Below are 25,689 nucleotides of genomic sequence, written 5' to 3'. Positions count from 1 at the left end.
CGGGAACGGGACAAAACCGCTTGGGCCCGGACATGCCGGAGCGGCGCGATCCGGAGATCGCGCCGCTCCAGGTGACGCCGTGCCGGCTCCCGAAGGCGCCGCTTACAGGTACTGACCGGTGTTGGCGACCGTGTCGATCGACCGGCCGGCCTCGGTGCCCTGCTTGCCCTGGACGAGCGTGCGGATGTAGACGATCCGCTCGCCCTTCTTGCCGGAGATGCGGGCCCAGTCGTCGGGGTTGGTGGTGTTGGGCAGGTCCTCGTTCTCGGAGAACTCGTCCACGCAGGCGGCCAGCAGGTGGGCGATCCGCAGACCCTTCTGCCCGGTCTCCAGAAACTCCTTGATGGCCATCTTCTTGCCCCGGTCCACGATGTTCTGGATCATGGCGCCGGAGTTGAAGTCCTTGAAGTACAGGACCTCCTTGTCGCCGTTGGCGTAGGTCACCTCGAGGAAGCGGTTCTCCTCGCTCTCGGCGTACATCCGCTCGACCACCCGCTGGATCATCGCGGAGATCGTGCTCTCACGGCTGTCGCCGTGCTCGGTCAGATCGTCGCCGTGCAGCGGGAGCTCACTGACCAGGTACTTCGAGAAGATGTCCTTGGCCGCCTCGGCGTCCGGCCGCTCGATCTTGATCTTGACGTCCAGGCGGCCGGGCCGCAGGATCGCCGGGTCGATCATGTCCTCGCGGTTGGAGGCGCCGATGACGATGACGTTCTCCAGGCCCTCAACGCCGTCGATCTCCGACAGCAGCTGGGGGACGATGGTGTTCTCGACGTCGGAGGAGACGCCCGAGCCGCGGGTGCGGAAGATCGAGTCCATCTCGTCGAAGAACACGATCACCGGGGTGCCCTCGGAGGCCTTCTCCCGGGCCCGCTGGAAGACCAGGCGGATGTGCCGCTCGGTCTCGCCGACGTACTTGTTCAGCAGCTCGGGGCCCTTGATGTTGAGGAAGAAGCTCTTGCCGGACTGACCGGTCTTCTCCGCGACCTGCTTGGCCAGGGAGTTGGCGACGGCCTTGGCGATGAGCGTCTTGCCGCAGCCGGGCGGGCCGTACAGCAGGACGCCCTTCGGCGGGCGGAGCTTGTGCTCGCGGAACAGGTCGGCGTGCAGGTACGGCAGCTCGATCGCGTCCCTGATCTGCTCGATCTGCCGGCTGAGGCCGCCGATCTCCTCGTAGGAGATGTCGGGGACCTCCTCGAGGACGAGCTCCTCCACCTCCGACTTCGGGATCCGCTCGTACACGTAGTTGGAACGGGGTTCGAGCAGGAGGGAGTCGCCCGCGCGGAGCGGCTGGTCGAGCAGCGAGTGGGCGAGCTTGACGACCCGCTCCTCGTCCGCGTGGGAGATGACGAGGGCGCGGTCGCCCGTCTCCAGCAGCTCCTTGAGCATGACGATCTCGCCGACGTCCTCGTAGCCCAGAGCCTCGACCACGTTGAGCGCCTCGTTGAGCATGACCTCCTGGCCACGCTTGAGCGAGTCGACGTCCACGGCCGGGCTGACGTTCACCCGGAGCTTGCGGCCCCCGGTGAACACCTCGATCGTGCCGTCGTCCCTGGACTCCAGGAAGACGCCGAAACCGGACGGCGGCTGCGCCAGCCGGTCGACCTCCTCCTTGAGCGCGACAATCTGATCCCTGGCCTCCTTGAGGGTGGAAACCAGCCGCTCGTTCTGGCTGGTGAGGGCGGCCACCTGGGCTTGCGCCTCATGCAGACGCTCTTCGATGACCCTGGCCTGCCGGGGGGACTCGGCCAGCTTCCGGCGCAACGCGGTGATCTCCTCCTGCAGGAAGGAGACCTGTGTTGTGAGATCGGCGACCTCCCGTTCGCGCTGCGCGGCTCGAGCCTCGGCATCGTCGCGAGCTGCCACGCCCCGTCACCTCCTTCCCCGTCGAGAACGACTACTCAAGACCCTACCTATCTTGGCGCTGTACGTAACCTGGCCGGGCAGTGTTCGTGTAGTTACGTTGGGTGTTCGGCGTTTGATACCTTATGGACCGTTTCTTCGGGTCAGCATTAGGAACACACCCATCTGTTCCCGTGTCACGTGGCTTTGCCGGGTTGTGGCTGAATTGTCACACTGCTTCGATCCCCTCTCCATACGCCCCCTTGGCCGGGCGCCTGCGTCGGGGCGGGGGCGTCACGCCGTCCGCCATGCGACGGGCGGTGACGAGAAACCCGGTATGGCCGACCATCCGGTGGTCCGGCCGTACGGCGAGGCCCTCGACATGCCAGTCGCGAACCAGGGTCTCCCACGCGTGGGGCTCGGTGAAACTCCCGTGCTCGCGCAGGGTCTCCACCGTTCGGGACATCTGCGTCGTTGTAGCGACATAACAGCAAATAACTCCGCCGGGTGTGAGGGCCTTGGCGGCGGCGTCGACGCACTCCCAGGGCGCCAGCATGTCGAGGATGACGCGGTCGACGTCGGCCTCGTCGAGCGCGGCCACGAGGTCTCCCACCACGAGCCGCCACTGCCCCACCGGGCCGCCGAAGAACTTCTCCACGTTCTTGGTCGCGATCTCGGCGAAGTCGGCCCGGCGCTCGTAGGAGGTGACCGAGCCCTCGGGGCCGACCGCGCGCAGCAGGAAGCAGGTGAGCGCGCCCGACCCGACGCCGGCCTCCACGACCCGCGCCCCCGGGAAGATGTCGGCCATGGCGACGATCTGGGCCGCGTCCTTCGGGTAGACGACGGCCGCGCCGCGCGGCATCGACACGGCGTAGTCGGCCAGCAGGTGACGGAACGCCAGGTAGGCGGTGCCGCCCGAGGAGCGGACGACGGAGCCCTCGGGCTGCCCGATCAGGTCGTCGTGCGGGATCGACCCCTTGTGCGTGTGGAAGACGCCGCCCTCTTTCAGCGTCACCGTGTGCCGCTTGTTCTTCGGGTCGGTGAGCTGAACCTGATCTCCGGCCTGGAACGGGCCGTGCCTGCGAAAACCCATGCTGGAAAGGCTAGTGGCATCGCCCCGGTCCCCCCGCCCGGGCGACGGGGGCCGGTGGGAAACCCGATGGTCGCGGCGGCGGGGCCCCTGGTAACAATGGGACATGTTGCCCCTCGAGACCATCCCCGCCGGATCCGCCGTCCTCCGCCTGCCGAACGAGGGGGACGCCGGCGACGTGGCGCGGGCGTGCGCCGACCCCGACGTCGTCCGGTACATCCCGCTGGTCCCGTCGCCGTACTCGCGGGACGACGCGCTGTACTGGATCACCAAGGCCGTGCCGGCGACCTGGGAGGCGGGCGGCGCGGACTTCCTGATCGCCGACGGGGCGTCCGGCGGGGCTCTGGGCACCGTGGGCCTCAAGCCGCCGGACCGGTTCGGCAACAGCGAGGTCGGCTACTGGCTCGCCCCCTGGGCGCGCGGGCGCGGCGTGGCGACCGAGGCCGTGCGGGCCCTGTCCGCGTGGGGCTTCGCCCACGGGCTGCCGCGGATCACGCTGCTGGCCGACGTGGAGAACGTCCCCAGCCAGCGGGTGGCGATGCGCTCCGGCTTCACCCTGGAGGGCGTGCAGCGCGGCGCCGCCGGCGGCAGGGACGGCCGGCGGGTGGACCTGACGGCCTACGCCCGGCTCGCGGGCGACCCGGGCGACCCCGTCACGCCGTACCTGCCGTTCCTCCCCGGCGGATTCCCCGGCGGGGAGCTCACCGACGGCGTCGTGCGGCTCACGCCGCTGACGACGGACGACGCCGAGGAGTGCCACCGGCTGCGGACCGTGCCGGACGTCGCCGCCTCGCGGGTCCCGCCCGCGCCCGTCACGTACGCCGCGACCCTGGACGTGTGCCGCCGCAACGGGCACCTGTGGCTGGCGGGCCGGCAGGCCGAGATGGCGATCAGGGACGCCCGGACGGGCGCGCTCGCCGGGGACGTCCAGCTGAGCAACGTCGTCCCCCCGCTGGACCAGGCCATGGTGGGCTACAGCCTGCACCCGGAGTTCCGCGGGCGCGGCTTCACCGCCCGGGCCGTGCGGCTGCTGGCCGACTGGGCCTTCGCGAGCACGCCCCTCAGGAGGCTGGTCGCCGGAACGGCTCCGGGCAACACGGCGTCCCACCGGGTGCTGGAGCGGGCCGGGTTCACCCGCGAGCTCCTCGTGAGGGGGCTGCTGCCCGGCCCGGACGGCACCCGGGTCGACGACCTCCAGTGGGCCCGCTCGCGCTGACCCCGGCGCGGGCCTCAGTCGGCGCCGTACGCCGCCCGGAGCTTGCCGAAGGCGGCGTCGGTCCCCTGGAGTGCGCGGTCGATCTCCTCGTCCGTGTGGGCCGCCGACAGGAACCAGTTGTGCCAGGGGTGGAGGTACACGCCCTCGTCCAGGCAGTGCCCGGCCCACGCGATGCCCTTCTCCAGGGTCGCGTCGCCCTCGAAGGACAGCCACGGGATCTGCACCGGGCCCGTCTGGCGGATCACGAAGCCGTGCGAGGCCGCCTGCGCCGCCAGGCCCTCGCGCAGGCGCGTCCCCGCGCGGTGCATGAGCGCCGGGCCGTCGGTCTCCCGCAGGATCTCGATGGTCGCGATCGCCGCCGCCATCGCGGCGGCGGAGAACCAGAACGAGCCGGTCGAGTAGAGGGTCTGCGCCGCCCCCCGCAGCGCGTCCACGCCGGTGACCGCGGCGATGGGGAAGCCGTTCGCCATGGCCTTGCTCCACGCCGTGAGGTCGGGGCGGACCCCCAGCGGCTCCCAGGAGCCCCGCAGGTCGAGCCGCCACCCCGCCCGTACGTCGTCGATGACGAGGGCCGCGCCCAGGCGGTCGGCCAGGGCGCGCACGCCGCGCGCGAACGCCTCGTCGGCCGGCTCCTGGTCCTCGAACGAGTCGTGCTTGAACGGCGTGACGAGAATGGCGGCCACGTCGCCCTCGGCCTGCGCGGCGGCCGCCTCCGCGCTCGCCAGGTCGTTGTAGGCGAACTCGATGGTGTCGGCCCGCTGGTTGGGCGTGACGCCGGACAGGCCGGGCGTGCACCAGGGATCGGCGCCGTGGTAGGCGCCGTGCGCCACCAGGACCTTGGTCCTGCCGGTGGCCGCCCTGGCGACCATGAGGGCCTGGGTCGTCGCGTCGGTGCCGTTCTTGGAGAACATGGCCCAGTCGGCCGAGGGGATGAGGTCCACCAGCAGCTCGGCCAGCTCGACCATCACGGCGCCGGGGCCGTTGAGGCAGTCGCCGAGCGCCTGCTGCGCGGCGGCGGCCTCCTCCACCCGCGGGTTGCGGTGGCCCACGATCATCGGGCCCCAGCTGCACATGAGGTCGACGTACTCCCGGCCGTCGACGTCCCACTGCCGGGCGCCCTCCGCCCTGGCGAAGAACTGGGGGTAGCGCTCGCCGTGCAGGGCGGCGTTGAGGTGGCCGTACATCCCTCCGGGGACGACCTTGGCCGCGCGGGCCCGCAAGGAGGCGTCGAGGGACATGGGGATGCTCCCGTCTACAGGTCGGCGTCCGCGAGGGCCGCGGAGGCGTCGGTGGGCGTCGGTGAGGGTCGGTGGGGGCCGGTGCTTCGTGCGGGCCGGCGCGGCCCCGCGGGTGGGGTGCGCACGGGCCGGTGCGGCTGGCTGGGTGCGGCCCGGGTGGCGCGCACGGGCTGGCGCGGCCCGCGGTCAGTCGGCGTGCACCGGGCCGTCGAGGCCCGCGTCGGAGCCGAGCCCGCCCGCGACCCGGGCCGCCACGGCGGTGCCGAGGCGGGCGGCTCCCAGGACGTCGCGGCCCTCCAGCAGCCCGGCGACGAACCCGGCGCAGTACGCGTCGCCGCAGCCGGTCGTGTCGACCACGGGCACGTCGAGCGCCGGGACGGTGGTGGCGCCGTCGGCGGTGACGACCAGGCTGCCGGCCCCGCCGAGGGTGACGAGCGCGCCGCGCAGGCCCTCGGCGACCAGCGCCGCGGCGGCCTCCTCCGCGGTGGCGGCCCCGGTCAGCATCAGTGCCTGCTCCTCGTTGGGCAGCAGGTAGTCGACGTGGGGCAGGAACGACCGGACGGCGGGCATGAGGTCGGGCATGTTCGACAGCAGGTCCATCGTGACGATCGCCCCGTCGCCGCGGATCTTGTCGAGCAGCGCGTAAAAGGCGGGGTCGTGCAGGCCCCAGGTCACGTCCATGCCGCCGAGGTGCACCACCTTCGCGGCGGCGATCCGGTCCTGGTCGAGGTCGGCGGGCGACAGCCCCAGGTTGGCCCCCGGCACGTGGAACGAGGGCCGGCCGCCGTCCGGGCGGATCGGCAGGATCGAGGCGGCCGTCTGCTCGCCCGGCTTGCGGACGACGCCGCCGACGTCGACGCCGCGCCTCTCCATGATCATCAGGAGGAAGTCGCCCAGCTCGTCGTCGCCCACGGCGCCGAACGACGCGACCGGGACGCCGATCTTCGCGAGGTCCACGGCCGTGCCGGCCGCCGCGCCCGCTGCGGTGATGCGGATCTGCTCCAGCAGGTGGGTGTCCTGGCCCCCGGGAATCGACTCCACGGGCCTGGCCAGGACGTCGACGATGTGCACGCCGACCGTCGCTACCGTCATGTGCGGATAATAGACGGGCGACCGACTAAAATGTCAACCAAACGGGGAGGTGGGCGCCATGCCGAAGATCGTCAACCACGAGGAGCGCCGGGACGAGGTCGTCGCCGCCGCGCGGCGGGTCATCCTGCGGGACGGCATCGAGGCGGCCACAACGCGCGCCATCGCCAAGGAGGCGGGCTACTCCAACGGGGTCCTCACCCACTACTTCGCCGACAAGGACGACATCCTGGTGTCGGCGCTGGAGGCGTCGCACCGGCGCATCGCCGAGCGCCTGCGGGAGAAGCTGGCGGGCCTGACCGGGCTGGCCGCCCTGCGGGAGGTGCTGCTCGACAACGTGCCGCTGGACGAGGAGCGGGTCCGCGAGACCGGGCTCGAGGTGGGGTTCTGGGGGCGCAGCCTGACCAGCCCCGATCTGCTGGAGGTGCAGCGGCGCGAGGCGGCCGAGCTGCGCTACGTGGTGGTGAGCCTGCTCCGCTCGGCCGCCGCGGCCGGGGAGATCCGGGCGGACGAGGACCTCGACGACGCGGCCGAGCGCCTCCTCGCCCTCGTCGACGGCCTCAGCGTGCACCGCCTCCTCTACCCCGATCGCGTGCCCGGCGACCGGCTCGAACGGCTCATCCTGCGCGAGCTGGACCACCTGACCGCCTGACCTGCCGCCGCGCGCGCACCACGGCCGCCGGGCGCGCGCGGCCCGCCCGCCCCGGTGGCGTACGGGCCGGGCGTCGGGGGTCAGGCGGTGCGGTGACCCTCGTAGCGCATCGTGCGGGACACGCCGACCCGGACGGTCGTCCCGGGCAGGATCGGCACGGGCTCGTTCGGCGGGATGTCGTAGAAGTTGGGGTCGCCGGGCGGCTGGATCTGGGTGCCGTTCACCGAGCCCAGGTCGAGCAGGTTGACGTCCCAGTTGTCGAGGAACACCCGCAGGTGCCGCCGGGACACCGAGCCGTCCGGGCTGGTCACCTTGGCGGGGCGGGCCTCGCCCGCCTGCACCTCGGGCGCCCGCTCGGGGTCGCGGCCCAGCACGTAGTCGCCGTCGAGCGGCAACGCCATGCCGTCGTCGAGCAGCAGCACCCCGAGCTGAGGCCGCGGGCCCTTGTACGGCACCACCGCCCGCTGGTCGATCGGCACCCCGCAGATCGCGCAGTACGGCGCTCGCGGGTCGTTGAAGTGGTCGTTCTTGCAGTCGACGCCGTACACCATGGGCCGCTGCTCGGGCTCGGGCGTGGCGTCGAGCTGGGTCACCTCGCCCGGGTCCTGGTCGGCCGGCGGCCCCTGCTCGAACGACGGCCCCTGCTCGAACGAGGCGCCGGGGTCGAACGGCGGCGGCCCGCCGAGGTCGTGCAGCGGTCCCCGGTCCTCGCCGCCCGGCCGGTCGTCGCCGTACGGGCGGCCGGCACCGCCGTACGGGCTGTCGTGGAGCGGGTCGGGAAGGGCGTGCGGGCCGGAGACGGGACCCGGGACGGGTTCGGCGACCGGGGCGGGGCCCTGCGCGCCCTGGGGCCCGTGGAGGCCGAGCGGGTCGTGCGGCCCCTGCTGGTCGGGCGGCGGGGGGAACAGCGGCCCGGAGGGCCCGCCCAGGCCGGGGTCGGAGGGGTACCCCGGCGGAGGCGGCAGCGGCTGCGAGGGCTGGGAGTGGTACGGCGGGGGAAGGGACGGGCCGCCCGGCGCCAGGTGCGGCGGGCCGGGAACCGGCTCGGGCGGCGGGCCGACGGGCGACCCCGGGCCGGGCGGCGGGGGCGGCGGCGGCACCACCGGGCCGCGGGCCCCGATGGGCTCCGGCGCCCCGAACTGCGGGTGCTGCTGCTGGTGCTGGCCCTGCGGCGGCCGGGGCGGCAGCGGCGGGAACGCGAGGTCCCCCGCCTGGGTGAAGTCGCATTCGAGGCCGGCTCCGGTGACGACCCCGCCGTCGAGGCGGGCGTAGGGGCTCGACGGGCCGGCGTTGGGGAGGCGGAGCTCGATGCGGGAGACCGGGCCGTTGACGAGCCGGTCGGTCCACGTGAGGGCGTCGCGGCCGGCCAGCCGGACCTCGCCGTCGGGGCCGCCCTGGACGCTGGCGAACGCGGCTCCGCTGACGAGCACGGCGACGCCGCCGCCCGCCGGGCCCGCGACGGCGCAGGCGATCGGCTCACCGCCGATCGACCGGTCCATCGCCCGGGCGAGGACCCCGGCCACCCGGCGGGCGAGCGCCCGGCCGTCGCCGCCCGTCGTGGCCGTCTCGCTCAGCGCGCGCAGCAGTTCGTCCACCGCCTGGTCGCCGGCGGCGCACACGAGCAGCAGGTTGTTCAGATGGGCGACCACGCCCTCCCCCGGCAGCGGGCGGACCACCCCCACGCCCTGTTCCGTCACAGAACTCTCCCTCCGGAAACGCCACCGGATGACCGGCACCCTCGTCGGCACCACCGTGTGCCGGATCGATCACCCCAGAACGTAGCAAAAAGAGCGGTGAACCGGCCTTCCGGAGCTGGGCGTACCAGACCGTACGGCCGTCGGCCCTGGTCTCGACGCACCCTGCGCCGACGCCACACTAGTCCCCGCCGGGCGGGAAGACGAGGGGGTGGGCGGGCGGTCAGACACCGGTGAACATGCGGTTGACGTCGGCGGTGGCGAGCACGCCGTAGATCTCGCCGCCCCGCTCGACGAGCAGGTACTCCGCCGCCGGGGTGCCCCGCATGGCGTCGAGCAGCGACTCCCCCTCCAGGTCGGCGCCGAGCACGAGCGAGGGCTCCAGGCTGCGGGCGACCGAGCCGACGGTCACCCAGGGGCGGCGGTGCTCGGGGGTGGCGTTCACGGCGGCCTCGTTGACGATGCCGATCGGGTGGCCGTCGTGGTCGACCAGGACCATCGCGCCCGCGCCCGCCTCCCTGGCCCGGCGCAGCGCCTCCGACAGCGGCACCTCGGCGGTCACCGGGATGGCGCGGCGGGCCAGCAGCCGGGCGCGCAGCTGCGGCAGCCGGGCCCGCACCCGGGCCACCCGCAGCGACTGCGACGCCCCGACCCAGATGAACGAGGCGAGCACGATCGACCAGAGCATCTGCCCGAAGCCGGTGTCCTGGCCGGACATCAGGTTGAGCAGCAGCGGCACCGCGACCACCGCGACGGCCACGGCCCGGCCCACCCAGGCGGCGGCCAGCGTGCCCGTGCCGGAGTCGCGGGTCACCTTCCACACGGCCGCCCGGAGCATCCGGCCGCCGTCGAGGGGCAGCCCCGGCAGCAGGTTGAACACGCCCACGATGGCGTTGGACCCCCACAGCTGCAGGACCAGCACGGAGACGATGCCCTCGGCCGGAACGGCGAACTTGTAGACCAGGAAGCCCACGGCGGCGAGCCCCAAGGACAGCAGCGGCCCGGCGAAGGCGACGTTGAACTCCCGCCCGGCCGTCTCCGGCTCGCGCTCGATCTCGGACACGCCGCCGAGCAGGTAGAGGGTGATGCGCCGCACCGGCAGGCCGTAGTGCTTGGCCACCACGCAGTGGGCGAGCTCGTGCAGGAGCACCGAGACGTACAGCAGGACGGCGAAGGCGAGCGCCACCGCGTATGTCGCGACGTCGCTGTAGCCGGGCAGGCTGTCGGCGAACACCGGCTGGAAGCTGATGGTGATGAAGGCCGCCACGATGAGCCACGTCGGGGAGACGTACACCGGGATGCCGAACGGTCGGCCCATCCGCAGCCCCGGGGACGCGTTGACAGGTGTGCTCATGATGGCCGCCTTCCCTCCCTTGACCTCGATGCTACGCGCCGCGAGGTGAGATCAGCCTAAGAGCTGACGGCCCCTCCGCGTACGTCCAGGCCGGTTCGCCGCCGAGCCGGACGCCTCCAGGGCGCCGCCCGGCCGTCGCCGTCGCGGCGCGGAGTGTCGGTCCCGTGTCCTACAGTTCCGGGCATGACCCTCGCCGAAGAGCGCTCGATCATCGGCGCGCTGTCCCCCTCCCGCGCCGGTGACTTCATGACGTGCCCGCTGCTCTACCGGTTCCGGGTCATCGACCAGCTCCCCGAGAAGCCCTCCCCGGCGGCGGTGCGCGGCACGCTCGTCCACGCCGTCCTGGAGCGGCTGTACGACCTTCCCGCCGAGGCCCGCACGGTCGCCGCCGCGCAGGACCTGCTGGAGCCGCAGTGGACGCGGCTGCTGGCCGAGGAGCCGGAGTACGCCGGGCTGTTCGCCGGCGACGAGGAGCGCGACGCGTGGCTCGCCCAGGCCCGCGGCATGGTCGAGCGCTACTTCACGCTGGAGGACCCGCAGCGGCTGGAGCCGGCCGAGCGGGAGATGTACGTCGAGACCGTGCTCGACAGCGGCCTGCTGCTGCGCGGCTACATCGACCGCCTCGACGTCGCCCCCACCGGCGAGGTCAGGGTCGTCGACTACAAGACGGGCACGGCGCCGGGGCGCGACTTCGAGGCCAAGGCGCTGTTCCAGATGAAGTTCTACGCGCTCGCGCTGTGGCGGCTGAACGGGCGGGTCCCGCGCATGCTCCAGCTCATGTACCTCGGCAACGGCGAGATCGTCCGGTACACGCCTGACGAGGCGGACCTGCGGGCCACCGAGCGCAAGGTCGAGGCCCTCTGGGCCGCCATCGAGCGCGCCGTGCGCACCCGGGAGTGGCGCGCCCGCCCCTCGCGGCTGTGCGACTGGTGCGACCACCAGGCGCTGTGCCCCGAGTTCGGCGGCACCCCGCCCCCCGTGCCGGACCGCCGGCCCGGCCTGTCCTCCCGCGCCGGCGGCAGGAGGGCCGCCACCGACGAGCTCTGACCCCCGCCGCCCGCCCGGAACCGTCCCGGAGCCAGGGGGCCGGGCGGCCATCGGGCCGGGCGGATCCTCCGTGGGGAGGAGCACCCATATCCCTCCCGGGCAGGGTGGACACCGCAGGCGACGGCCTAGATTTGGTACGTGCGCACCACCCCCGGCAGTCCGCGTCCCTGGCTACGAGCCCATCCCCTGGTCGCGGACTCGATCCTCGCGGTGGTGCTGACGACGGCCTCGCTGTCGCTCGTCGTGCTCGCGGGCGGCGGGTCCGCCGAGTGGCAGACGGGCGCGACACGGCCGTACGACCCGCTGGGCCTCGTGCTGGCGGCGGCCTGCACGCTGCCCGTCGCGCTGCGGCGGCGGTGGCCGTTCGTCCTGCTCCTCGCGACGATCGTCCCCCAGTGGACGCTCGACGCGATGGGGTACGACGACGGCCTCAGCGGGCTGGGCCCGCTCGTCCTGCTCTACTCGGTGGCCGCCCACCGGGGCCTGGCGCTCAGCCTCGCCGCGATCGTCGCCGACCTGCTGGCGTACGGCGTGGACGCCGGGATCGGGCGCGGGCCGATGCCGTGGACCGACCACGTGGTCGTCGTCGTGGTCGCGCTGCTGTGCTGGGTGTGCGGCAGGGCGGTCCGGCTGCGCCGCGCCTACCTGGCCGAGCTGATGCAGCGGGCCGACCGGCTGGAGCGGGCGCGGGAGGCCGACACCCGGGCCGCGCGGGCCGAGGAGCGCTCCCGCATCGCCCGGGAGCTGCACGACGTCGTGGCCCACCACGTGAGCGTGATGACCGTGCAGGCCGCGGCTGCGCGCAAGATGCTCGACGCCGATCCCGAGGTCGCCCGCGACGCGCTCACCGCGATCGAGGAGATGGGCCGCACGGCGATGGCGGAGATGCGCAACATCGTCGGCGTGCTGCGCACCGACGGGCCGGCCGAGCTGGGGCCGCAGCCGGGCATGCAGGACCTGCCGACGCTGGTCGAGCAGATGCGCGAGGCGGGGCTGCGCACCCAGCTGTGGGTGGAGGGCGAGCGGCGGGGGCTGCCGCCCGGCATCGACCTGGCCGCCTACCGCCTCGTCCAGGAGGCGCTCACGAACAGCCTGCGGCACGCCGGCCCGGCCGCCCGGGCCTGGGTGACCGTGCGGCACGAGCAGAACGAGCTGTCCGTCCACGTTGAGGACGACGGGCGGGGCGGCGCCGACGGCCCCGCGCGGGTCGCCGGGAAGGGCCACGGCCTGGTGGGCATCAGGGAGCGCGTGGCGCTCTATGGTGGAGTCCTGCGAATCGGCCCCCGGACCGGGGGCGGGTTCGAGGTCAGGGCCCGATTCCCCCTCAAGGACAGACCATGACGATCAGCGTGCTCCCCCACGCCCGCCGGACGGCGGCCCTCGCATGACGATCCGGGTGCTGCTTGTCGACGACCAGCCGCTGCTGCGCACGGGGTTCCGCTTCATCCTGGAGGCCGAGCCGGACGTCACGGTCGTCGGCGAGGCCGGCGACGGGGCGATGGCGATGGAGCAGTCGCGCGCCCTGCTGCCCGACGTCGTGCTGATGGACGTCCGGATGCCGGGGACGGACGGCATCGAGGCCACCCGCCGCATCGTGCGGGAGGCCGCGCCGACGGCGCACGTGCCGAAGGTGCTCGTGCTGACGACGTTCGACCTGGACGAGTACATCGTCGAGGCCCTGCGGGCGGGCGCGAGCGGGTTCCTGCTCAAGGACGTGCCGCCGGACGACCTGGTGCAGGCGATCCGGGTGGTGGCGGCCGGTGACGCGATCGTGGCGCCGAGCGTCACCCGGCGGCTGCTCGACAGGTTCGCCACGCGGCTGCCCTCCGCGCACCAGCAGGCGACGCCCGCCCGGCTCGACCGGCTGACCGAGCGCGAGCTCGAGGTGCTCCGGCTGATCGCCAGGGGCATGTCGAACGCGGAGATCGCCGCCGAGCTGGTCGTCAGCGAGACGACCGTGAAGACCCACGTCGGCAACGTGCTGACGAAGCTGGGGCTGCGCGACCGGGTGCAGGCGGTCGTGCTGGCCTACGAGACCGGGCTGATCATCCCGGGGGCCTTCTCCTAGCGGCTCCGCCTGGGGCTCCCGGCGACCCGCCGGGCCCGTGTGCCTACTCCCGAGGGAGGAGGCGAGGCACCCGGCGTCCTGCCGTGGGCGCAGGCGAGGACGGTCCCGCAGGCCGATCCCCGGCCCCGGCCGGGCCCGATAGCGTTCCGGGTGTGGGCGCCGCCGGTACGGCTTCCGCGGGCCGTCTGGGGGGGAAGACAGCGGAAGCCGTACCGGCGGAGACGCCCTCAGTCCGCCGCGGCCGCGGTCGCGCCGGGCGCGGCCGAGCCCGTGGCGACCGGCGCGTTCTCCGGGAAGTGGCAGGCGACCTGGTGGCCGGCCGCGAGCGTCTCCAGCGGCGGCTCGACGGTCCGGCAGATCTCCTGGGCCTTCCAGCAGCGGGTGTGGAAGCGGCACGCCGGCGGCGGGTTCAGCGGCGACGGCACGTCGCCCTGCAGCCGGATCCGCTCCCGCTCGGTCCGCCGCTTGGGGTCGGGGATCGGGACGGCCGACAGCAGCGCGTTCGTGTACGGGTGCATCGGCGAGTCGTACAGGCTCTTGCGGTCCGCCAGCTCGACGATCTTGCCCAGGTACATGACCGCGACGCGGTCGCTGATGTGCCGGACCACCGACAGGTCGTGCGCGATCACCACGTAGGTGAGGTCGAGCTCCCTCTGCAGGTCCTCCAGCAGGTTGACCACCTGGGCCTGGATCGACACGTCCAGCGCGGAGACCGGCTCGTCCGCGATGATCAGCTTCGGCTTGAGCGCCAGCGTCCTGGCGATGCCGATGCGCTGCCGCTGGCCGCCGGAGAACTCGTGCGGGTAGCGGTTGTAGTGCTCGGGGTTGAGCCCGACGAGCTCCAGGATCTCCTGGACCGCCTTCTTCGTGCCCTGCTCGGTCTTGATGCCCTGGATCCGGAACGGCGCGCCGACGATGGCGCCGACCGTGTGCCGGGGGTTCAGCGAGCTGTAGGGGTCCTGGAAGATCATCTGCACGTCGCGGCGCAGCGGCCGGATGCGGCCCTGCGACATGTGCGTGATGTCCTGCCCCTCGAAGACGACCTTCCCGCCGGTCGGCTCGATGAGCCGGGTGACCAGACGGCCGGTGGTCGTCTTGCCGCAGCCCGACTCCCCCACCAGGCCGAGGGTCTCGCCCTTGACCACGTCGAAGCTGATGCCGTCGACCGCCCTGACCGCGCCGACCTGCCGCTTGAGCAGGCCCTTGGTGACCGGGAAGTGCTTCTCCAGCCCCTGCACGGACAGCAGCGGCTCGCCGTCGGCGATGGCGGGCTCGCTCGGGGCGGTCATGAGGCCTCCAGGGTGGGCTTGATCTCGTTCTCCCAGATGGCGCGCCGGACGTCGCGCGGCATGTGGCAGCGCACCAGGTGGCCGCCCTCGGTCTCGCGCAGCTCCGGCACCTCGGTCGTCGCGCGGCCGTTCGTCCGGCCCTCGAAGGCGCAGCGCGGGTGGAAGGCGCAGCCCGCGGGCACGTTGATCAGCGAGGGCGGCGAGCCCTTGATCGGCAGCAGCCGCTCAGTCGGCTCCCGGTCGAGGCGCGGCATCGAGCCGAGCAGGCCCCACGTGTACGGGTGCTCGGGCCGTTCGAAGATGTCGCCGGTCGTGCCGTACTCCACGCACTTGCCGCCGTACATCACGAGGATGTCGTCGGACAGCTCGGCCACCACGCCGAGGTCGTGCGTGATGATGATGAGCGCGGCGTTGAAGTCGCGCTGCAGGTCGCGCATGAGGTCGAGGATCTGCGCCTGCACGGTCACGTCGAGCGCCGTGGTCGGCTCGTCGGCGATCAGCAGCTCGGGGTCGCAGCTCAGCGCCATGGCGATCATCGCACGCTGCCGCATGCCGCCGGAGAACTCGTGGGGGTAGCTGTCGACCCGCCGGTCCGGCTGCGGGATGCCCACGCGGCCGAGCATGTCGATCGCGTGCTTGCGCGCGACCTTCTTGCTCACGTCGTTGTGGATCCGGTACGCCTCGATGATCTGGGTGCCGACCGTGTAGAAGGGGTGCATGGCGGACAGCGGGTCCTGGAAGATCATCGCCATCTTCTTGCCCCGCAGCGTCCGCACGTGCTCCTGGCTCGCGCCGACGAGTTCCTCGCCGTCGAGCCAGATCTCGCCGGAGATGCGGGCGCGGCCGCCCTTGTGCAGTCCGAGGATGCCGAGGCTGGTGACGCTCTTGCCGGAGCCGGACTCCCCCACGATGCCGAGGGTCTTGCCCCGATCAAGGGCGAACGACAGCCCGTCGACCGACTTGACCAGGCCGTCGTCGGTCGGGAAGTGGATCCGCAGGTCCTTCAGCTCGAGGAAACTCATGCCAGCCTCACCCTCGGGTCCACGACGGCGTACAGGAGGTCGACGACCAGGTTCGCGAAGACCACGAAGAACGCGGCGACGAGGACCACGCCCATGACCTTCGGGAGGTCCTGGTTGGTGATCGCGTCGATGGCGTACTTGCCGATGCCGGGCAGCGAGTAGGTGCTCTCGGTGAGCACGGCGCCGCCGAGCAGCAGGCCGAGGTCGAGGCCGAAGATCGTCAGAATCGGGGTGAGCGCGCCGCGCAGGCCGTGCTTGACCACGACGGTCCGTTCGTTGAGGCCCTTGGCCCGCGCCGTGCGGATGTAGTCCTCGTTCATCGTCTCCAGCATGCCCGCCCGGGTGAGCCGCGCGTACCCGGCGGCGTACAGGAACGCGAGCGTGACCCACGGCAGGATCAGGTCGTACGCCCAGGTGACGGGGTTCTGCTCGAACGGGGTGTAGCTGCCGCCGGGCGCGAAGATCGCGAAGGGGCGGCCGTAGCTGAACAACACCAGCGAGACGATGCCGGTGAAGAAGATGGGAAGCGACACGCCCGCCAGGGCGACGCTCATCGCCGCCCGGTCGAAGAAGCTGCCGCGTCTCAGCGCGGACAGCACGCCGGTGGCGACACCGGCGATCACCCAGATGACGGCGGCCCCTATGGCGAGCGAGACGGTGATGGGCAGCCGGTCCATGAGGTCCGGCCAGACGGGGAGCCGGGTGATGAAGGAGTACCCGAAGCACGGCGCGGGGCAGTGCTCCACGCCGGGACCGTAGTCGTAGTCCGCCCCGGCGACGATGCCCTTGGCGAACCGCCCGTACTGCACGATCAGCGGATCGTTGAAGCCCAGCTTCTCGGCCGCGATCTTGACGTCCGCCGCCGAGGCGGTGCGCCCCACGTAGCGGGTGGCCAGGCTCTCCGAGGTCGCGCCGGCCAGGCGCGGCACCAGGAAGAAGATGGCGAACGTGATGATGCTCACGATGGTGAGCATCACGACCGCCCAGATCAGCCGCCGGATGATGTATGTGACCACAGTCCCCCCGGCTCCGGGGGCCGGCCCTGACGGACCGGCCCCCTTGCCGCGTTCACGCGTCTGTCGGATCTATCGGTTCTGCGGGATGGGCGGTGCTACTTCGCGGCGCCCATGCCGAGGTAGTCGTACATGCCGAACGCGTCGTTGACGAAGACGTTCGTCGCGTTCTTGCTGCGCGCGAGCAGGCTCTTGGCCCACAGGCCCGGCAGGATGAAGGCGTCGTCCATGACCTTCTTGTCGATCGCCGCCCACATGCCCTCACGGGCGGACTTGTCGGTCTCCTGCATCGCCTGGTCGATCATCTTGTCGACCTCCGGGTCACGGACGGAGATGTTGGAGGAGCCGCCGGTGTCACGGATGACGCGGCTGTCGACGATCTGCTGGAGGAAGCCGAAGCCGTCGGGCCAGTCGGCCGACCAGCCGTTGAGCGCCAGGCCGATCTTGTTGTCCTTGGCGTAGCCCGGCTTGCCGGCGTACAGGGCGAAGTAGTCCGCCTGCGGGAACGGCTTCAGCGTGAGCTTGATGCCGACCCGGCTGAGGGACTGCTGCAGCGCCTCGGCGGTCGCCTTCTCCTTCGGACGCTCGGCGCGGTAGGCGATGTTCGTCTCGAAGCCGTTCGGCTGGCCGCAGGCCTGCAGGGCCTCCTTGGCCTTGGCCAGGTCGCCCTTGTTGTCCGAGCCGCTCGGGTACGGGTTGATGTCCTGGTGACCCGGGATGGTGGGCGGCAGCAGGCTGGTCGCGATCTGGCCGCCGGAGAACTCGCCTCCGTACGCGGTCTGGTAGGCGGTCTTGTCCGCGGCGTACTCGATGGCCTTGCGGCAGTCGAGGTTGTCGAGCGGCGCGACGTTGCCGTTGATCGACGTGTACCAGAGGCGCGTGCTCAGCGGGTTGTCGGTGTTGGCCTTCATCGCCGGGTCGGACAGCACCCGGCCGAGGGAGGCCGGCTGCAGACCGGTGCCCGCCACGTCGACGTCGAGGTCGCCGGCGAGGACCCGGTTGTCGATGTCGTCGGCGTTGACGTTGGTCGAGACCTCGATGCTGTCCGGGAGCGCCTTGCGGTTCGGGTCGGTCGACGGGTCCCACTGGTCGTTGCGGACCAGCTTGAAGCCCTTGCCGATCTCGTTCGACTCGAACTTGTACGGACCGGTGGAGACCACGTGCTCCTTGTACTTCGCGCCCGTGTCCTTGCTCTCCTGGACCGGCATCGTGGACGGGATCTGGGCGAAGTAGTCGAAGTTGCTCAGCGGCTGCTTGAGGTGGAAGACGATCGTCTGGTCGTCCGGCGTCTCGATCGCGCTGTCGGTGTTGACGCCCTTGGACTTGTACGGACCCTTGTAGTCCTTCGGCAGGTCCAGGAAGTCGTTGAAGTACGTGGGCCCGTTCGGGAAGGTCTCCTTGTCGAGCGAGCGCAGCACCCCGTACTTGACGTCCTTCGACGTGACCGGCGTGCCGTCCTCGAACTTCACGCCCGGGCGGAGCTTGTAGGTCCACGTCTTCGCGCCGTCGCTGGGCTTGCCCATGTCCTGCGCGAGGTCCGGGACGAGCTGGTTGCCCTCGGCGCCGGGGGCCGACTTGAACATCGTCAGCGAACGGCCGTACAGGCGGACGAAGTTCCACGAGTACGCGTAGTAGGTGTCGGCCGGGTCGAGGGAGTCCCAGTCGCCGGAGTTGGCGAACTTGAGGGTGCCGCCCTTCTTGTCCGACGGGTTGAACACCGCGGAGAGCGCGGCGTTGAACTGGCCGGTCGCGCCCGCCCCGGCGCCGCCGGAGGCGGCCCCTCCGGAGGCGCTCGGGCTGTTAACCGAGCCGCCGCCGCAGGCGGCCGCTCCGATGGCGAGCACGGCGCCGATGGCGGCCATGCCCAGTCTTCTTCTGTGCATCTGCAAACCCCTTGGTTATAGGAGCCGGGGACTTAACGGGGAACCAGGAAGCGCTCAGCGGGCCTTCGGGTCGAGTGCGTCCCGCAGGCCGTCGCCGAACAGGTTGAACGCCAGGACCGTGATGAAGATCGCCATGCCGGGGAAGAACATGAAGTGCGGCATCGTGTAGAAGCGCACCGCGTCCGACAGCATGCCGCCCCACGTGGGGGTGGGCGGCCGCACGCCGACGCCGAGGAACGACAGCGCCGCCTCGAACAGGACGTTCGTCGGGATCAGCAGCGTCGCGTAGATGAGGATCGGCGCGACCAGGTTGGGCAGCATCTCCCGGAAGATGATGTACGGGCCGCGCGCGCCCAGGCTGCGGGCGGCGTCGACGAACTCCCGCTCGCGCAGCGACAGCGTCTGCCCGCGGATGATGCGGCCCACGTACGGCCAGTTGAAGAAGCCGATGATGAAGACCAGCAGCGCGACCCGGAGCGTGTCGCCGGCGAGGCCGAACGCCGTGTCGGGGACGATGCCCGCCAGGGCGATGGCGAAGACCAGCAGCGGGAAGGCCAGGAAGACGTCCATGGCCTTGCTGATGATCGAGTCGACCAGGCCGCCGAAGTATCCGGCCGTGACGCCGAGGAGCGTGCCGATGATCACCGACAGCAGCGTGGCGAGGAAGGCGATCAGCAGGGAGATCCGCGCCCCGTACACGACCCGGCTGAAGATGTCGCGGCCGTTGACCGGCTCCAGGCCGAACAGGTGCTGGGCGCTGATGCCCGTGCCGCCCTTCGGCGCCATGGTCGAGGAGTCGATCAGGTCGGAGTTGAACTGCGTCGGGTCCTGGCCGAACGCGCCGACGATCAGCGGGGCGAACACGGCGACGAGGATGAGGACGACCACGATGAGCCCGCCGGCGAGGGCGACCTTGTCGCGCTTGAGGCGCATCCAGGCGATCTGGCCGAGCGAGCGCCCCTGGATCGCCTTCGCGCCGCCCGCCCCGTCGAGGACGCTCTCCGGCGTGGCCTCGGTCTGAGAGCCGGTGACGTCCATCGGTGCGGTCATGGAACCTCCTTCGTCGGTCCCACGACCATAGTGCTGACCATCCGTGGCGTGGCCATGAGGTGTCGGCCCCCTGGATCCCAGACGACATTGTCCGTGGGCGCCGCCTCGTAGCCGCGCCCTCTGGAACGCACAATGTATGCGCTGAGCTGGGATGACCAGTCCCCGGAGGCCCCCTGTGGCTCAACTGTGATTCATGCGAAACTCATTCGTATTGATCTTGAAGAGATTGTCGGCTTCTCGTTCCGGTTGTGTCGCGGAACTGTGACATTGCACTGGCCGGTAACTTGGTCCCGGCATGTGGGATTCTCAGCTGATCCCGCGGCGCTTGAGGATGTCCTCAATGTCCGAAAAGTCGTCGTTGGCGGTAGGCTGAGCGGCCTTGAGCTCGATCGGCCGGGTCACGTCCCGGCTTCCGGCGGCAGACGGCGCACCGGTCCCCGCGTCCGCCGGGGCGGCGCCGCCCTTCGACCGCCGCGCGCGCGACAGCGTGCGCCCGCGCAGCGCGCCGGAGACGAAGAACAGCACCGCCGACAGCCCCGTCAGCGCCACCCCGGCCCAGACCGACGGCGACAGGACCAGCCCGGTGACGAAGGAGACGGCCGCCGAGCCGATGGTCCACAGCGTGCGCAGCGCGCCGGTGAGATAGGCCGCGAGCGGCAGCAGCGCCCAGGCGGTGCCGCGCAGTCCCGCGGTGACCCCCCTGCGACGGAACGCCAGGTAGGCCAGCGCGGCCCCCACGGCGGTCAGCCCGGCGCACAGCGGCAGCCAGGCGATCTGGTCGAATGTCATGGCGGGCCCCCTCGTCGCGGTTACCCCCATCCTGGCACTCCGGACGCCCGCCCGCCGGGCGGTGATCTTGATCGTTCCCGATCAGGCGACCAGTGAGCGGAGCAGGCCCAGGTCGACGTCCACGAGGGACGGCATGACCAGCCGCCCGGGGGCGGCCGAGATGGGCAGCACGCTCGGCACCGCCACCACCCGGCACCCGGCCGCGGTCGCCGAGGCGACGCCGTTCGGGGAGTCCTCCAGCACCACGCAGCGGCCCGGCTCGACCGCCAGCAGGGCCGCCGCCGTCAGGTACGGCTCCGGGTCGGGCTTGGTGCGGACGACGTCGTCGGCCGTCACGACCACCTCGAAGTGCTCCCGGCCGACCGCCTTCAGCACGGCGTCGGCGATCACCCGCAGGGACGAGGTGACCAGGGCCGTGCGCACCCCGTTGTCCGTGAGGTCGCGCAGCAGGTCCAGCGCGCCGGGCATGGGCACCACGCCCGTCGCGAGGCGCCGTTCCATCCCGTCGATGAGCCACTCGCCCACGAGGGCCGGGTCCACGTCCGCCCGCGTCAGCTCCATCATGTACGCGACCGTCCGCTCCCAGGAGCCCCCGACGAGCTGCTCCTGGTGCTCGGGACCCCAGGACCCCCCGAGGCGCCCGACCACCTCGGTCTCGACCTCGAACCAGACCTCCTCCGTGTCGACCAGCAGTCCGTCCATGTCGAACAGAACAGCGTCCACGTGGCCCCTTCCCCCGGCGACGCCCCCGAAAAGGGGGGAGCAACATGGTAGACGGCCGCCGGAGGCCCGCCCGCGGCGCAGGGGCCTACACGTTGAAGTACTTGGCCTCGGGATGGTGGGCGATCAGGGCCGACGTGGCCTGTTCGGGGTGGAGCTGGAACTCCTCCGACAGCGTCACGCCGATCCGGGACGGGTCGAGCAGCCCCATGACCTGAACCTGGTCCTCCAGGTTGGGACACGCGGGGTAGCCGAACGAGTAGCGGCAGCCGGCGATGTTCACCTTCAGCATGTCGGCCAGCGACTCGTCGCCGCCGATCCCGAGCTCCGAGCGCACCCGCGCGTGCCAGTACTCCGCCAGCGCCTCCGTCAGCTGCACGGACAGACCGTGGAGCTCCAGGTAGTCGCGGTAGGCGTCCTTCGCGAACAGCTCGGCGGCAGCCTCGCTGATCCGGTTGCCCATGGTGACAACCTGGAACCCGACCACGTCGACCTCGCCGGACTCCCGGGGCCGGAAGAAGTCGGCCAGGCACAGGTGCCGGTCGCGGCGCTGCCGGGGGAAGGTGAACCGGGTCCGCTCCTTGCCCTCGTCGTCCAGGACGATCAGGCTGTCGCCCTCGCTGACGCAGGGGAAGTAGCCGTAGACGACGGCCGCCTCCAGCAGGTTCTCCGTCTGGAGCCGGTCCAGCCACATCCGCAGCCGGGGCCGTCCCTCGATCTCGACCAGCTCCTCGTACGACGGCCCGTCGCCGCCGCGGGCCGCCTTGAGGCCCCATTGGCCCATGAACGTGGCCCGCTCGTCGAGGAAGGCCGCGTAGTCGCCCAGCGGGATGCCCTTGACGATCCGGTCGCCCAGGAACGGCGGCGTGGGCACGGGGTTGTCGGCCGCCACGTCGGATCGGGCCGGCAGGTCCTCCTCGGCCGTCCGCCTGAGCACGGCGCCCGTCTTCACCCGCCGCTCGCGCAGGGGCGGCAGCGTCGCGCCGTCCTCGCCGCGCTTGACCGCCATGAACGCGTCCATCAGCCGCAGGCCCTCGAAGGCGTCCCTGGCGTAGCGGACCTCGCCCTGGTAGAGGTCGGCCAGGTCCTGCTCGACGTACGCGCGGGTGAGCGCGGCGCCCCCGAGCAGCACGGGGAAACGGCCGGCGATGCCCCGGGAGTTCATCTCCTCGAGGTTCTCCTTCATGACGACCGTCGACTTCACCAGCAGGCCCGACATGCCGATCACGTCGGCCCTGTTCTCCTCGGCGGCCTCCAGGATGGCCGAGACCGGCTGCTTGATGCCGAGGTTCACCACGTCGTAGCCGTTGTTGGACAGGATGATGTCGACGAGGTTCTTGCCGATGTCATGGACGTCGCCCTTGACCGTGGCCAGCACGATGCGGCCCTTGGAGTCGCCCTCGACCCGGTCCATGTACGGCTCAAGGTAGGCCACGGCCGTCTTCATGACCTCGGCCGACTGGAGCACGAACGGCAGCTGCATCTGGCCCGACCCGAACAGCTCGCCGACCGTCTTCATGCCGTCGAGCAGGACGTCGTTGATGATCTCCAGAGCCGGGCGCTGGGCGAGGGCCTCGTCGAGGTCGGCCTCCAGGCCCTTGCGCTCGCCGTCCACGATGCGCCGCTTGAGCCGCTCCCACAGCGGCAGCCCGGCCAGCTCGGCCGCCTTGCCCGCCTTCATGGACGCGGCGTCGACGCCCTCGAACAGCTCCATGAACCGCTGCAGCGGGTCGTACCCGTCGCGGCGGCGGTCGTACACGAGGTCGAGCGCGACCTGCCGCTGCTCGTCGGGGATGCGGGCCATCGGCAGGATCTTGGACGCGTGCACGATGGCCGAGTCGAGCCCGGCGTTCACGCACTCGTTGAGGAACACCGAGTTCAGGACCATGCGGGCGGCCGGGTTGAGGCCGAACGACACGTTCGACAGGCCGAGCGTGGTCTGCACGCCCGGGTAGCGGCGCTTGAGCTCGCGGATCGCCTCGATCGTCTCGATGGCGTCCCGGCGGGTCTCCTCCTGCCCGGTGGCGATCGGGAACGTCAGGCAGTCGACGATGATGTCCTCGACCCGCATCCCCCAGTTGCGGACGAGGTCCTCGATGAGGCGGACCGCCACGCGGACCTTCCACTCCGCTGTGCGGGCCTGGCCCTCCTCGTCGATGGTCAGCGCGACCACGGCCGCGCCGTGCTCCCTGACCAGCCGCATCACCTTGGTGAAGCGGGAGTCGGGCCCGTCGCCGTCCTCGTAGTTGACGGAGTTGACGATGGCCCTGCCGCCGAGCATCTCCAGGCCGGCCTCGATCACGGGCGGCTCGGTCGAGTCGATCACGATCGGCAGCGTGGACGCCGTGGCGAACCGGAAGGCCAGCTCCTTCATGTCGGTCACGCCGTCGCGGCCCACGTAGTCGACGCACAGGTCGAGCATGTGCGCGCCGTCGCGGGCCTGGGCCCGGGCGATCTCGACGCACTCCTCGTAGTTGCCGTCGAGCATCGCCTCGCGGAACGCCTTGGAGCCGTTGGCGTTGGTCCGCTCGCCGATCGCGAGGTAGGAGGTGTCCTGCCGGAACGGCACGTGCTGGTAGAGCGACGCCGCGCCGGCCTCGGGGCGGGGACGGCGCGTGCCCCTGGGACGGCCGCCCACGCGCTCCACGACCTGCCGCAGGTGCTCGGGGGTGGTGCCGCAGCAGCCGCCCACCAGCGCCAGCGCGTAGTCGCGGGTGAACGCGTCGTGGGCGTCGGCCAGCTCGCCCGGGCTGAGCGGGTAGTAGGCGCCGTCGGAGGTGAGCTGCGGCAGGCCGGCGTTCGGCATGCACGACAGCGGCAGCCGCGAGTGGCGGGCCAGGTAGCGCAGGTGCTCGCTCATCTCCGTGGGCCCGGTGGCGCAGTTGAGGCCGATCAGGTCGACGCCGAGCGGCTCGATCGCGGTGAGGGCGGCGCCGATCTCCGAGCCGAGCAGCATGGCGCCGTTGGTCTCGATGGTGACCTGCGTGATGATCGGCACGTCTCGCCCGGCCGCCTCGATGGCCCGCTTCGCCCCCACGACGGCGGCCTTGACCTGCAGCAGGTCCTGGCAGGTCTCGATGATCAGGGCGTCCGCGCCGCCCGCGATCAGCCCGGCCGCGTTGTCCCGGTAGGCGTCCCGCAGCGTCTCGTACGGCAGGTGGCCGAGGGTCGGCAGCTTCGTCCCCGGGCCCATCGAGCCGAGCACGAACCGCGGCCTGTCCTGCGTGGACCACTCGTCGGCCCGCTCGCGGGCCAGGCGCGCCCCCGCCTCGGACAGCTCGAAGATCCGGTCGGCGATGCCGTACTCCCCCAGCGCCGCTCGGTTGGCGTTGAAGGTGTTGGTCTCCACGCAGTCGACGCCGACGGCCAGGTAGGCGTCGTGGACGGCGCGCACGATGTCGGGACGGCTCACGTTGAGCACGTCGTTGCAGCCCTCGTGGCCCTGGAAGTCGTCGAGCGTGGGGTCGTAGGACTGCAGCATCGTCCCCATGGCTCCGTCGGCGATCAGAATTCGCTCGGACAGCACTTCGCGGAAGGACGGTCTGCTGGTCATGGAGCAAGACTATCGGCCCCGCGAGGCGGATCCTTTGCCCTGATTGCGCTACAGGCGGAAGGCCCGGTCCCGGCGGCGTTCCCGCCGCCCGCGCGCACCACGCGGGACGGCCGGGCCGCGGGGAGTGACGCCCGGCCCTCCTCACCGAATAGTCTTGGAGTGAGCCATACTGCAGTGGGCCAACGAGGGAGGCGGCGCGTGATCGAGTTCGAAGGGCTCCCCGAGCTCGTCGACCCGGTGCTGATCGCCGCGTTCGAAGGGTGGAACGACGCAGGCGAGGCGTCCAGCGGCGTGCTGGCGCATCTCGAGACGGAGTGGAAGGCCACCCCCCTCGTCGAGCTCGACCCCGAGGACTACTACGACTTCCAGGTGACGCGGCCGATCGTGGAGATGGGCGACGGGCTCACCCGGTCGATCGTGTGGCCGACCACCCGGCTGCTGCTGGCCCGCCCCCCGGGCGCCAAGCGCGACGTCGTCCTCCTGCGCGGCATCGAGCCCAACATGCGGTGGCGGTCGTTCTGCGCCGAGATCGTCGGCCTGTGCCACGACCTGGGCGTCGACCTGGCGATCCTGCTGGGCGCGCTGCTCAACGACTCGCCGCACACCCGGCCGGTGCCGATCGTCGGCTCGGTGAGCGACCCCGGCATGGCCCGGGCGCTCAACCTGGAGCTCACCAAGTACGAGGGCCCGACGGGCATCGTGGGCGTCCTGCAGCACACGCTCGGCGGCGCCGGGGTGCGGACGGTGTCCCTGTGGGCGTCGGTCCCCCACTATGTGGCGCAGCCGCCGAACCCGAAGGCCACGCTGGCGCTGCTGCGCCGGATCGAGGACATGCTCGACATCCCCATGCCGTACGGCGACCTGGCGGAGGAGGCCCGCGCCTGGGAGCACGGGGTCGACGAGCTGGCCGCCCAGGACACCGAGGTGGCCGAGTACGTGCGGGAGCTGGAGGAGCGCAAGGACGCGGCCGAGCTGCCCGAGGCGAGCGGGGACGCGATCGCGGCCGAGTTCGAGCGCTACCTGCGCCGCCGCGACCGCGGCACCGACCGCTGACGCCCGCCGCCCGGCCGGACGCCCCGC

General features: G+C 71.8%; 20 protein-coding genes. 6 read left to right on the top strand and 14 right to left on the bottom strand.

The window, feature by feature from the left end:
* Nucleotides 1-102 precede the first annotated feature (102 nt).
* Nucleotides 103-1,866: a proteasome ATPase gene (arc, locus tag Mco01_RS23620; RefSeq protein WP_204059087.1), complete on the bottom strand. Its 1,764-nt coding sequence runs from the start codon at nt 1,864-1,866 to the stop codon at nt 103-105.
* Nucleotides 1,867-2,071: 205 nt separating this feature from the next.
* Complete coding sequence (locus Mco01_RS23615) at nt 2,072-2,935, bottom strand: tRNA (adenine-N1)-methyltransferase (protein WP_204059086.1); 864 nt, start codon at nt 2,933-2,935, stop codon at nt 2,072-2,074.
* A 103-nt stretch (nt 2,936-3,038) separates the two neighbouring features.
* Here Mco01_RS23615 and Mco01_RS23610 point away from each other — a divergent pair, with 103 nt between their 5' ends.
* Nucleotides 3,039-4,148 carry a GNAT family N-acetyltransferase gene (locus Mco01_RS23610; protein ID WP_204059085.1) on the top strand — a complete coding sequence of 370 codons (1,110 nt, stop codon included), beginning with the start codon at nt 3,039-3,041 and terminating at the stop codon, nt 4,146-4,148.
* A gap of 14 nt (nt 4,149-4,162) precedes the next feature.
* Here Mco01_RS23610 and Mco01_RS23605 read toward each other — a convergent pair whose 3' ends face one another.
* The gene (locus Mco01_RS23605; protein ID WP_204059084.1) at nt 4,163-5,386 is read right to left on the bottom strand and encodes an aminotransferase class III-fold pyridoxal phosphate-dependent enzyme; all 1,224 of its coding nucleotides are present in this window, start codon (nt 5,384-5,386) and stop codon (nt 4,163-4,165) included.
* Nucleotides 5,387-5,572: 186 nt separating this feature from the next.
* Nucleotides 5,573-6,478: a carbohydrate kinase family protein gene (locus Mco01_RS23600; protein WP_204059083.1), complete on the bottom strand. Its 906-nt coding sequence runs from the start codon at nt 6,476-6,478 to the stop codon at nt 5,573-5,575.
* A 58-nt stretch (nt 6,479-6,536) separates the two neighbouring features.
* Between Mco01_RS23600 and Mco01_RS23595 the strand changes: the two genes are divergently transcribed.
* Nucleotides 6,537-7,127, top strand: a complete 591-nt coding sequence (locus Mco01_RS23595) for a TetR/AcrR family transcriptional regulator (RefSeq protein ID WP_204059082.1) — start codon at nt 6,537-6,539, stop codon at nt 7,125-7,127.
* 80 nt (nt 7,128-7,207) lie between these two features.
* Here Mco01_RS23595 and Mco01_RS23590 read toward each other — a convergent pair whose 3' ends face one another.
* On the bottom strand, nt 7,208-8,824 hold the full coding sequence (locus Mco01_RS23590; protein WP_204059081.1) for an FHA domain-containing protein: 1,617 nt from the start codon (nt 8,822-8,824) through the stop codon (nt 7,208-7,210).
* A 220-nt stretch (nt 8,825-9,044) separates the two neighbouring features.
* Nucleotides 9,045-10,175 (bottom strand): site-2 protease family protein, encoded by a 1,131-nt coding sequence (locus Mco01_RS23585; protein ID WP_036318708.1) that lies wholly within the window; start codon nt 10,173-10,175, stop codon nt 9,045-9,047.
* Nucleotides 10,176-10,358: 183 nt separating this feature from the next.
* Between Mco01_RS23585 and Mco01_RS23580 the strand changes: the two genes are divergently transcribed.
* From Mco01_RS23580 to Mco01_RS23570, 3 genes are all read left to right on the top strand, one after another.
* Nucleotides 10,359-11,222: a RecB family exonuclease gene (locus Mco01_RS23580; protein ID WP_204059080.1), complete on the top strand. Its 864-nt coding sequence runs from the start codon at nt 10,359-10,361 to the stop codon at nt 11,220-11,222.
* Nucleotides 11,223-11,360: 138 nt separating this feature from the next.
* Complete coding sequence (locus tag Mco01_RS23575) at nt 11,361-12,563, top strand: sensor histidine kinase (protein WP_204059079.1); 1,203 nt, start codon at nt 11,361-11,363, stop codon at nt 12,561-12,563.
* A gap of 43 nt (nt 12,564-12,606) precedes the next feature.
* Nucleotides 12,607-13,290, top strand: coding sequence for a response regulator (locus Mco01_RS23570; protein ID WP_036318699.1), 684 nt, complete (start codon nt 12,607-12,609; stop codon nt 13,288-13,290).
* Between the two features lie 227 nt (nt 13,291-13,517).
* Here the strand turns inward: Mco01_RS23570 and Mco01_RS23565 are convergent, their stop codons facing one another.
* From Mco01_RS23565 to metH, 8 genes are all read right to left on the bottom strand, one after another.
* The gene (locus tag Mco01_RS23565) at nt 13,518-14,579 is read right to left on the bottom strand and encodes an ABC transporter ATP-binding protein (protein ID WP_204059078.1); all 1,062 of its coding nucleotides are present in this window, start codon (nt 14,577-14,579) and stop codon (nt 13,518-13,520) included.
* Complete coding sequence (locus tag Mco01_RS23560) at nt 14,576-15,601, bottom strand: ABC transporter ATP-binding protein (RefSeq protein ID WP_204059077.1); 1,026 nt, start codon at nt 15,599-15,601, stop codon at nt 14,576-14,578. Before Mco01_RS23560 ends, Mco01_RS23565 begins: the two co-directional genes overlap by 4 nt.
* Nucleotides 15,598-16,617 (bottom strand): ABC transporter permease, encoded by a 1,020-nt coding sequence (locus Mco01_RS23555; protein WP_036318692.1) that lies wholly within the window; start codon nt 16,615-16,617, stop codon nt 15,598-15,600. The genes Mco01_RS23560 and Mco01_RS23555 overlap by 4 nt, the downstream gene beginning before the upstream one ends.
* Nucleotides 16,618-16,712: 95 nt before the next feature.
* Nucleotides 16,713-18,497: an ABC transporter substrate-binding protein gene (locus Mco01_RS23550; protein WP_204059076.1), complete on the bottom strand. Its 1,785-nt coding sequence runs from the start codon at nt 18,495-18,497 to the stop codon at nt 16,713-16,715.
* A 54-nt stretch (nt 18,498-18,551) separates the two neighbouring features.
* Entirely contained in the window at nt 18,552-19,547 is a 996-nt protein-coding gene (locus tag Mco01_RS23545; protein WP_036318687.1) for an ABC transporter permease, read from the bottom strand.
* A 306-nt stretch (nt 19,548-19,853) separates the two neighbouring features.
* Nucleotides 19,854-20,336: a cellulose synthase gene (locus Mco01_RS23540; RefSeq protein ID WP_204059075.1), complete on the bottom strand. Its 483-nt coding sequence runs from the start codon at nt 20,334-20,336 to the stop codon at nt 19,854-19,856.
* An 81-nt stretch (nt 20,337-20,417) separates the two neighbouring features.
* Entirely contained in the window at nt 20,418-21,059 is a 642-nt protein-coding gene (locus Mco01_RS23535; RefSeq protein ID WP_239103863.1) for an HAD family hydrolase, read from the bottom strand.
* 85 nt (nt 21,060-21,144) lie between these two features.
* Nucleotides 21,145-24,609, bottom strand: coding sequence for a methionine synthase (metH, locus tag Mco01_RS23530; RefSeq protein WP_204059074.1), 3,465 nt, complete (start codon nt 24,607-24,609; stop codon nt 21,145-21,147).
* A 198-nt stretch (nt 24,610-24,807) separates the two neighbouring features.
* On the opposite strand from metH, the gene Mco01_RS23525 reads away from it, so the two are divergent.
* Nucleotides 24,808-25,662 (top strand): PAC2 family protein, encoded by an 855-nt coding sequence (locus Mco01_RS23525; protein WP_036318679.1) that lies wholly within the window; start codon nt 24,808-24,810, stop codon nt 25,660-25,662.
* The last annotated feature ends 27 nt before the right edge of the window (nt 25,663-25,689 follow it).

It is taken from the genome of Microbispora corallina (assembly GCF_016863035.1).
GTDB classification, from domain to species: Bacteria; Actinomycetota; Actinomycetes; order Streptosporangiales; family Streptosporangiaceae; genus Microbispora; species Microbispora corallina.
This window is presented reverse-complemented; position numbering and strand designations above follow the sequence as displayed.

Excerpts from the sequence above, each read along its gene's own strand:
- Mco01_RS23580 (WP_204059080.1), top strand. The coding sequence starts at position 10,359 with ATGACCCTCGCCGAAGAGCGCTCGATCATCGGCGCGCTGTCCCCCTCC.
- metH (WP_204059074.1), bottom strand. The coding sequence starts at position 24,609 with ATGACCAGCAGACCGTCCTTCCGCGAAGTGCTGTCCGAGCGAATTCTG.
- Mco01_RS23605 (WP_204059084.1), bottom strand. The coding sequence starts at position 5,386 with ATGTCCCTCGACGCCTCCTTGCGGGCCCGCGCGGCCAAGGTCGTCCCC.
- Mco01_RS23550 (WP_204059076.1), bottom strand. The coding sequence starts at position 18,497 with ATGCACAGAAGAAGACTGGGCATGGCCGCCATCGGCGCCGTGCTCGCC.
- Mco01_RS23595 (WP_204059082.1), top strand. The coding sequence starts at position 6,537 with ATGCCGAAGATCGTCAACCACGAGGAGCGCCGGGACGAGGTCGTCGCC.
- Mco01_RS23565 (WP_204059078.1), bottom strand. The coding sequence starts at position 14,579 with ATGACCGCCCCGAGCGAGCCCGCCATCGCCGACGGCGAGCCGCTGCTG.
- Mco01_RS23600 (WP_204059083.1), bottom strand. The coding sequence starts at position 6,478 with ATGACGGTAGCGACGGTCGGCGTGCACATCGTCGACGTCCTGGCCAGG.
- Mco01_RS23540 (WP_204059075.1), bottom strand. The coding sequence starts at position 20,336 with ATGACATTCGACCAGATCGCCTGGCTGCCGCTGTGCGCCGGGCTGACC.
- Mco01_RS23570 (WP_036318699.1), top strand. The coding sequence starts at position 12,607 with ATGACGATCCGGGTGCTGCTTGTCGACGACCAGCCGCTGCTGCGCACG.
- Mco01_RS23610 (WP_204059085.1), top strand. The coding sequence starts at position 3,039 with ATGTTGCCCCTCGAGACCATCCCCGCCGGATCCGCCGTCCTCCGCCTG.
- Mco01_RS23560 (WP_204059077.1), bottom strand. The coding sequence starts at position 15,601 with ATGAGTTTCCTCGAGCTGAAGGACCTGCGGATCCACTTCCCGACCGAC.
- Mco01_RS23585 (WP_036318708.1), bottom strand. The coding sequence starts at position 10,175 with ATGAGCACACCTGTCAACGCGTCCCCGGGGCTGCGGATGGGCCGACCG.
- Mco01_RS23545 (WP_036318687.1), bottom strand. The coding sequence starts at position 19,547 with ATGACCGCACCGATGGACGTCACCGGCTCTCAGACCGAGGCCACGCCG.
- Mco01_RS23615 (WP_204059086.1), bottom strand. The coding sequence starts at position 2,935 with ATGGGTTTTCGCAGGCACGGCCCGTTCCAGGCCGGAGATCAGGTTCAG.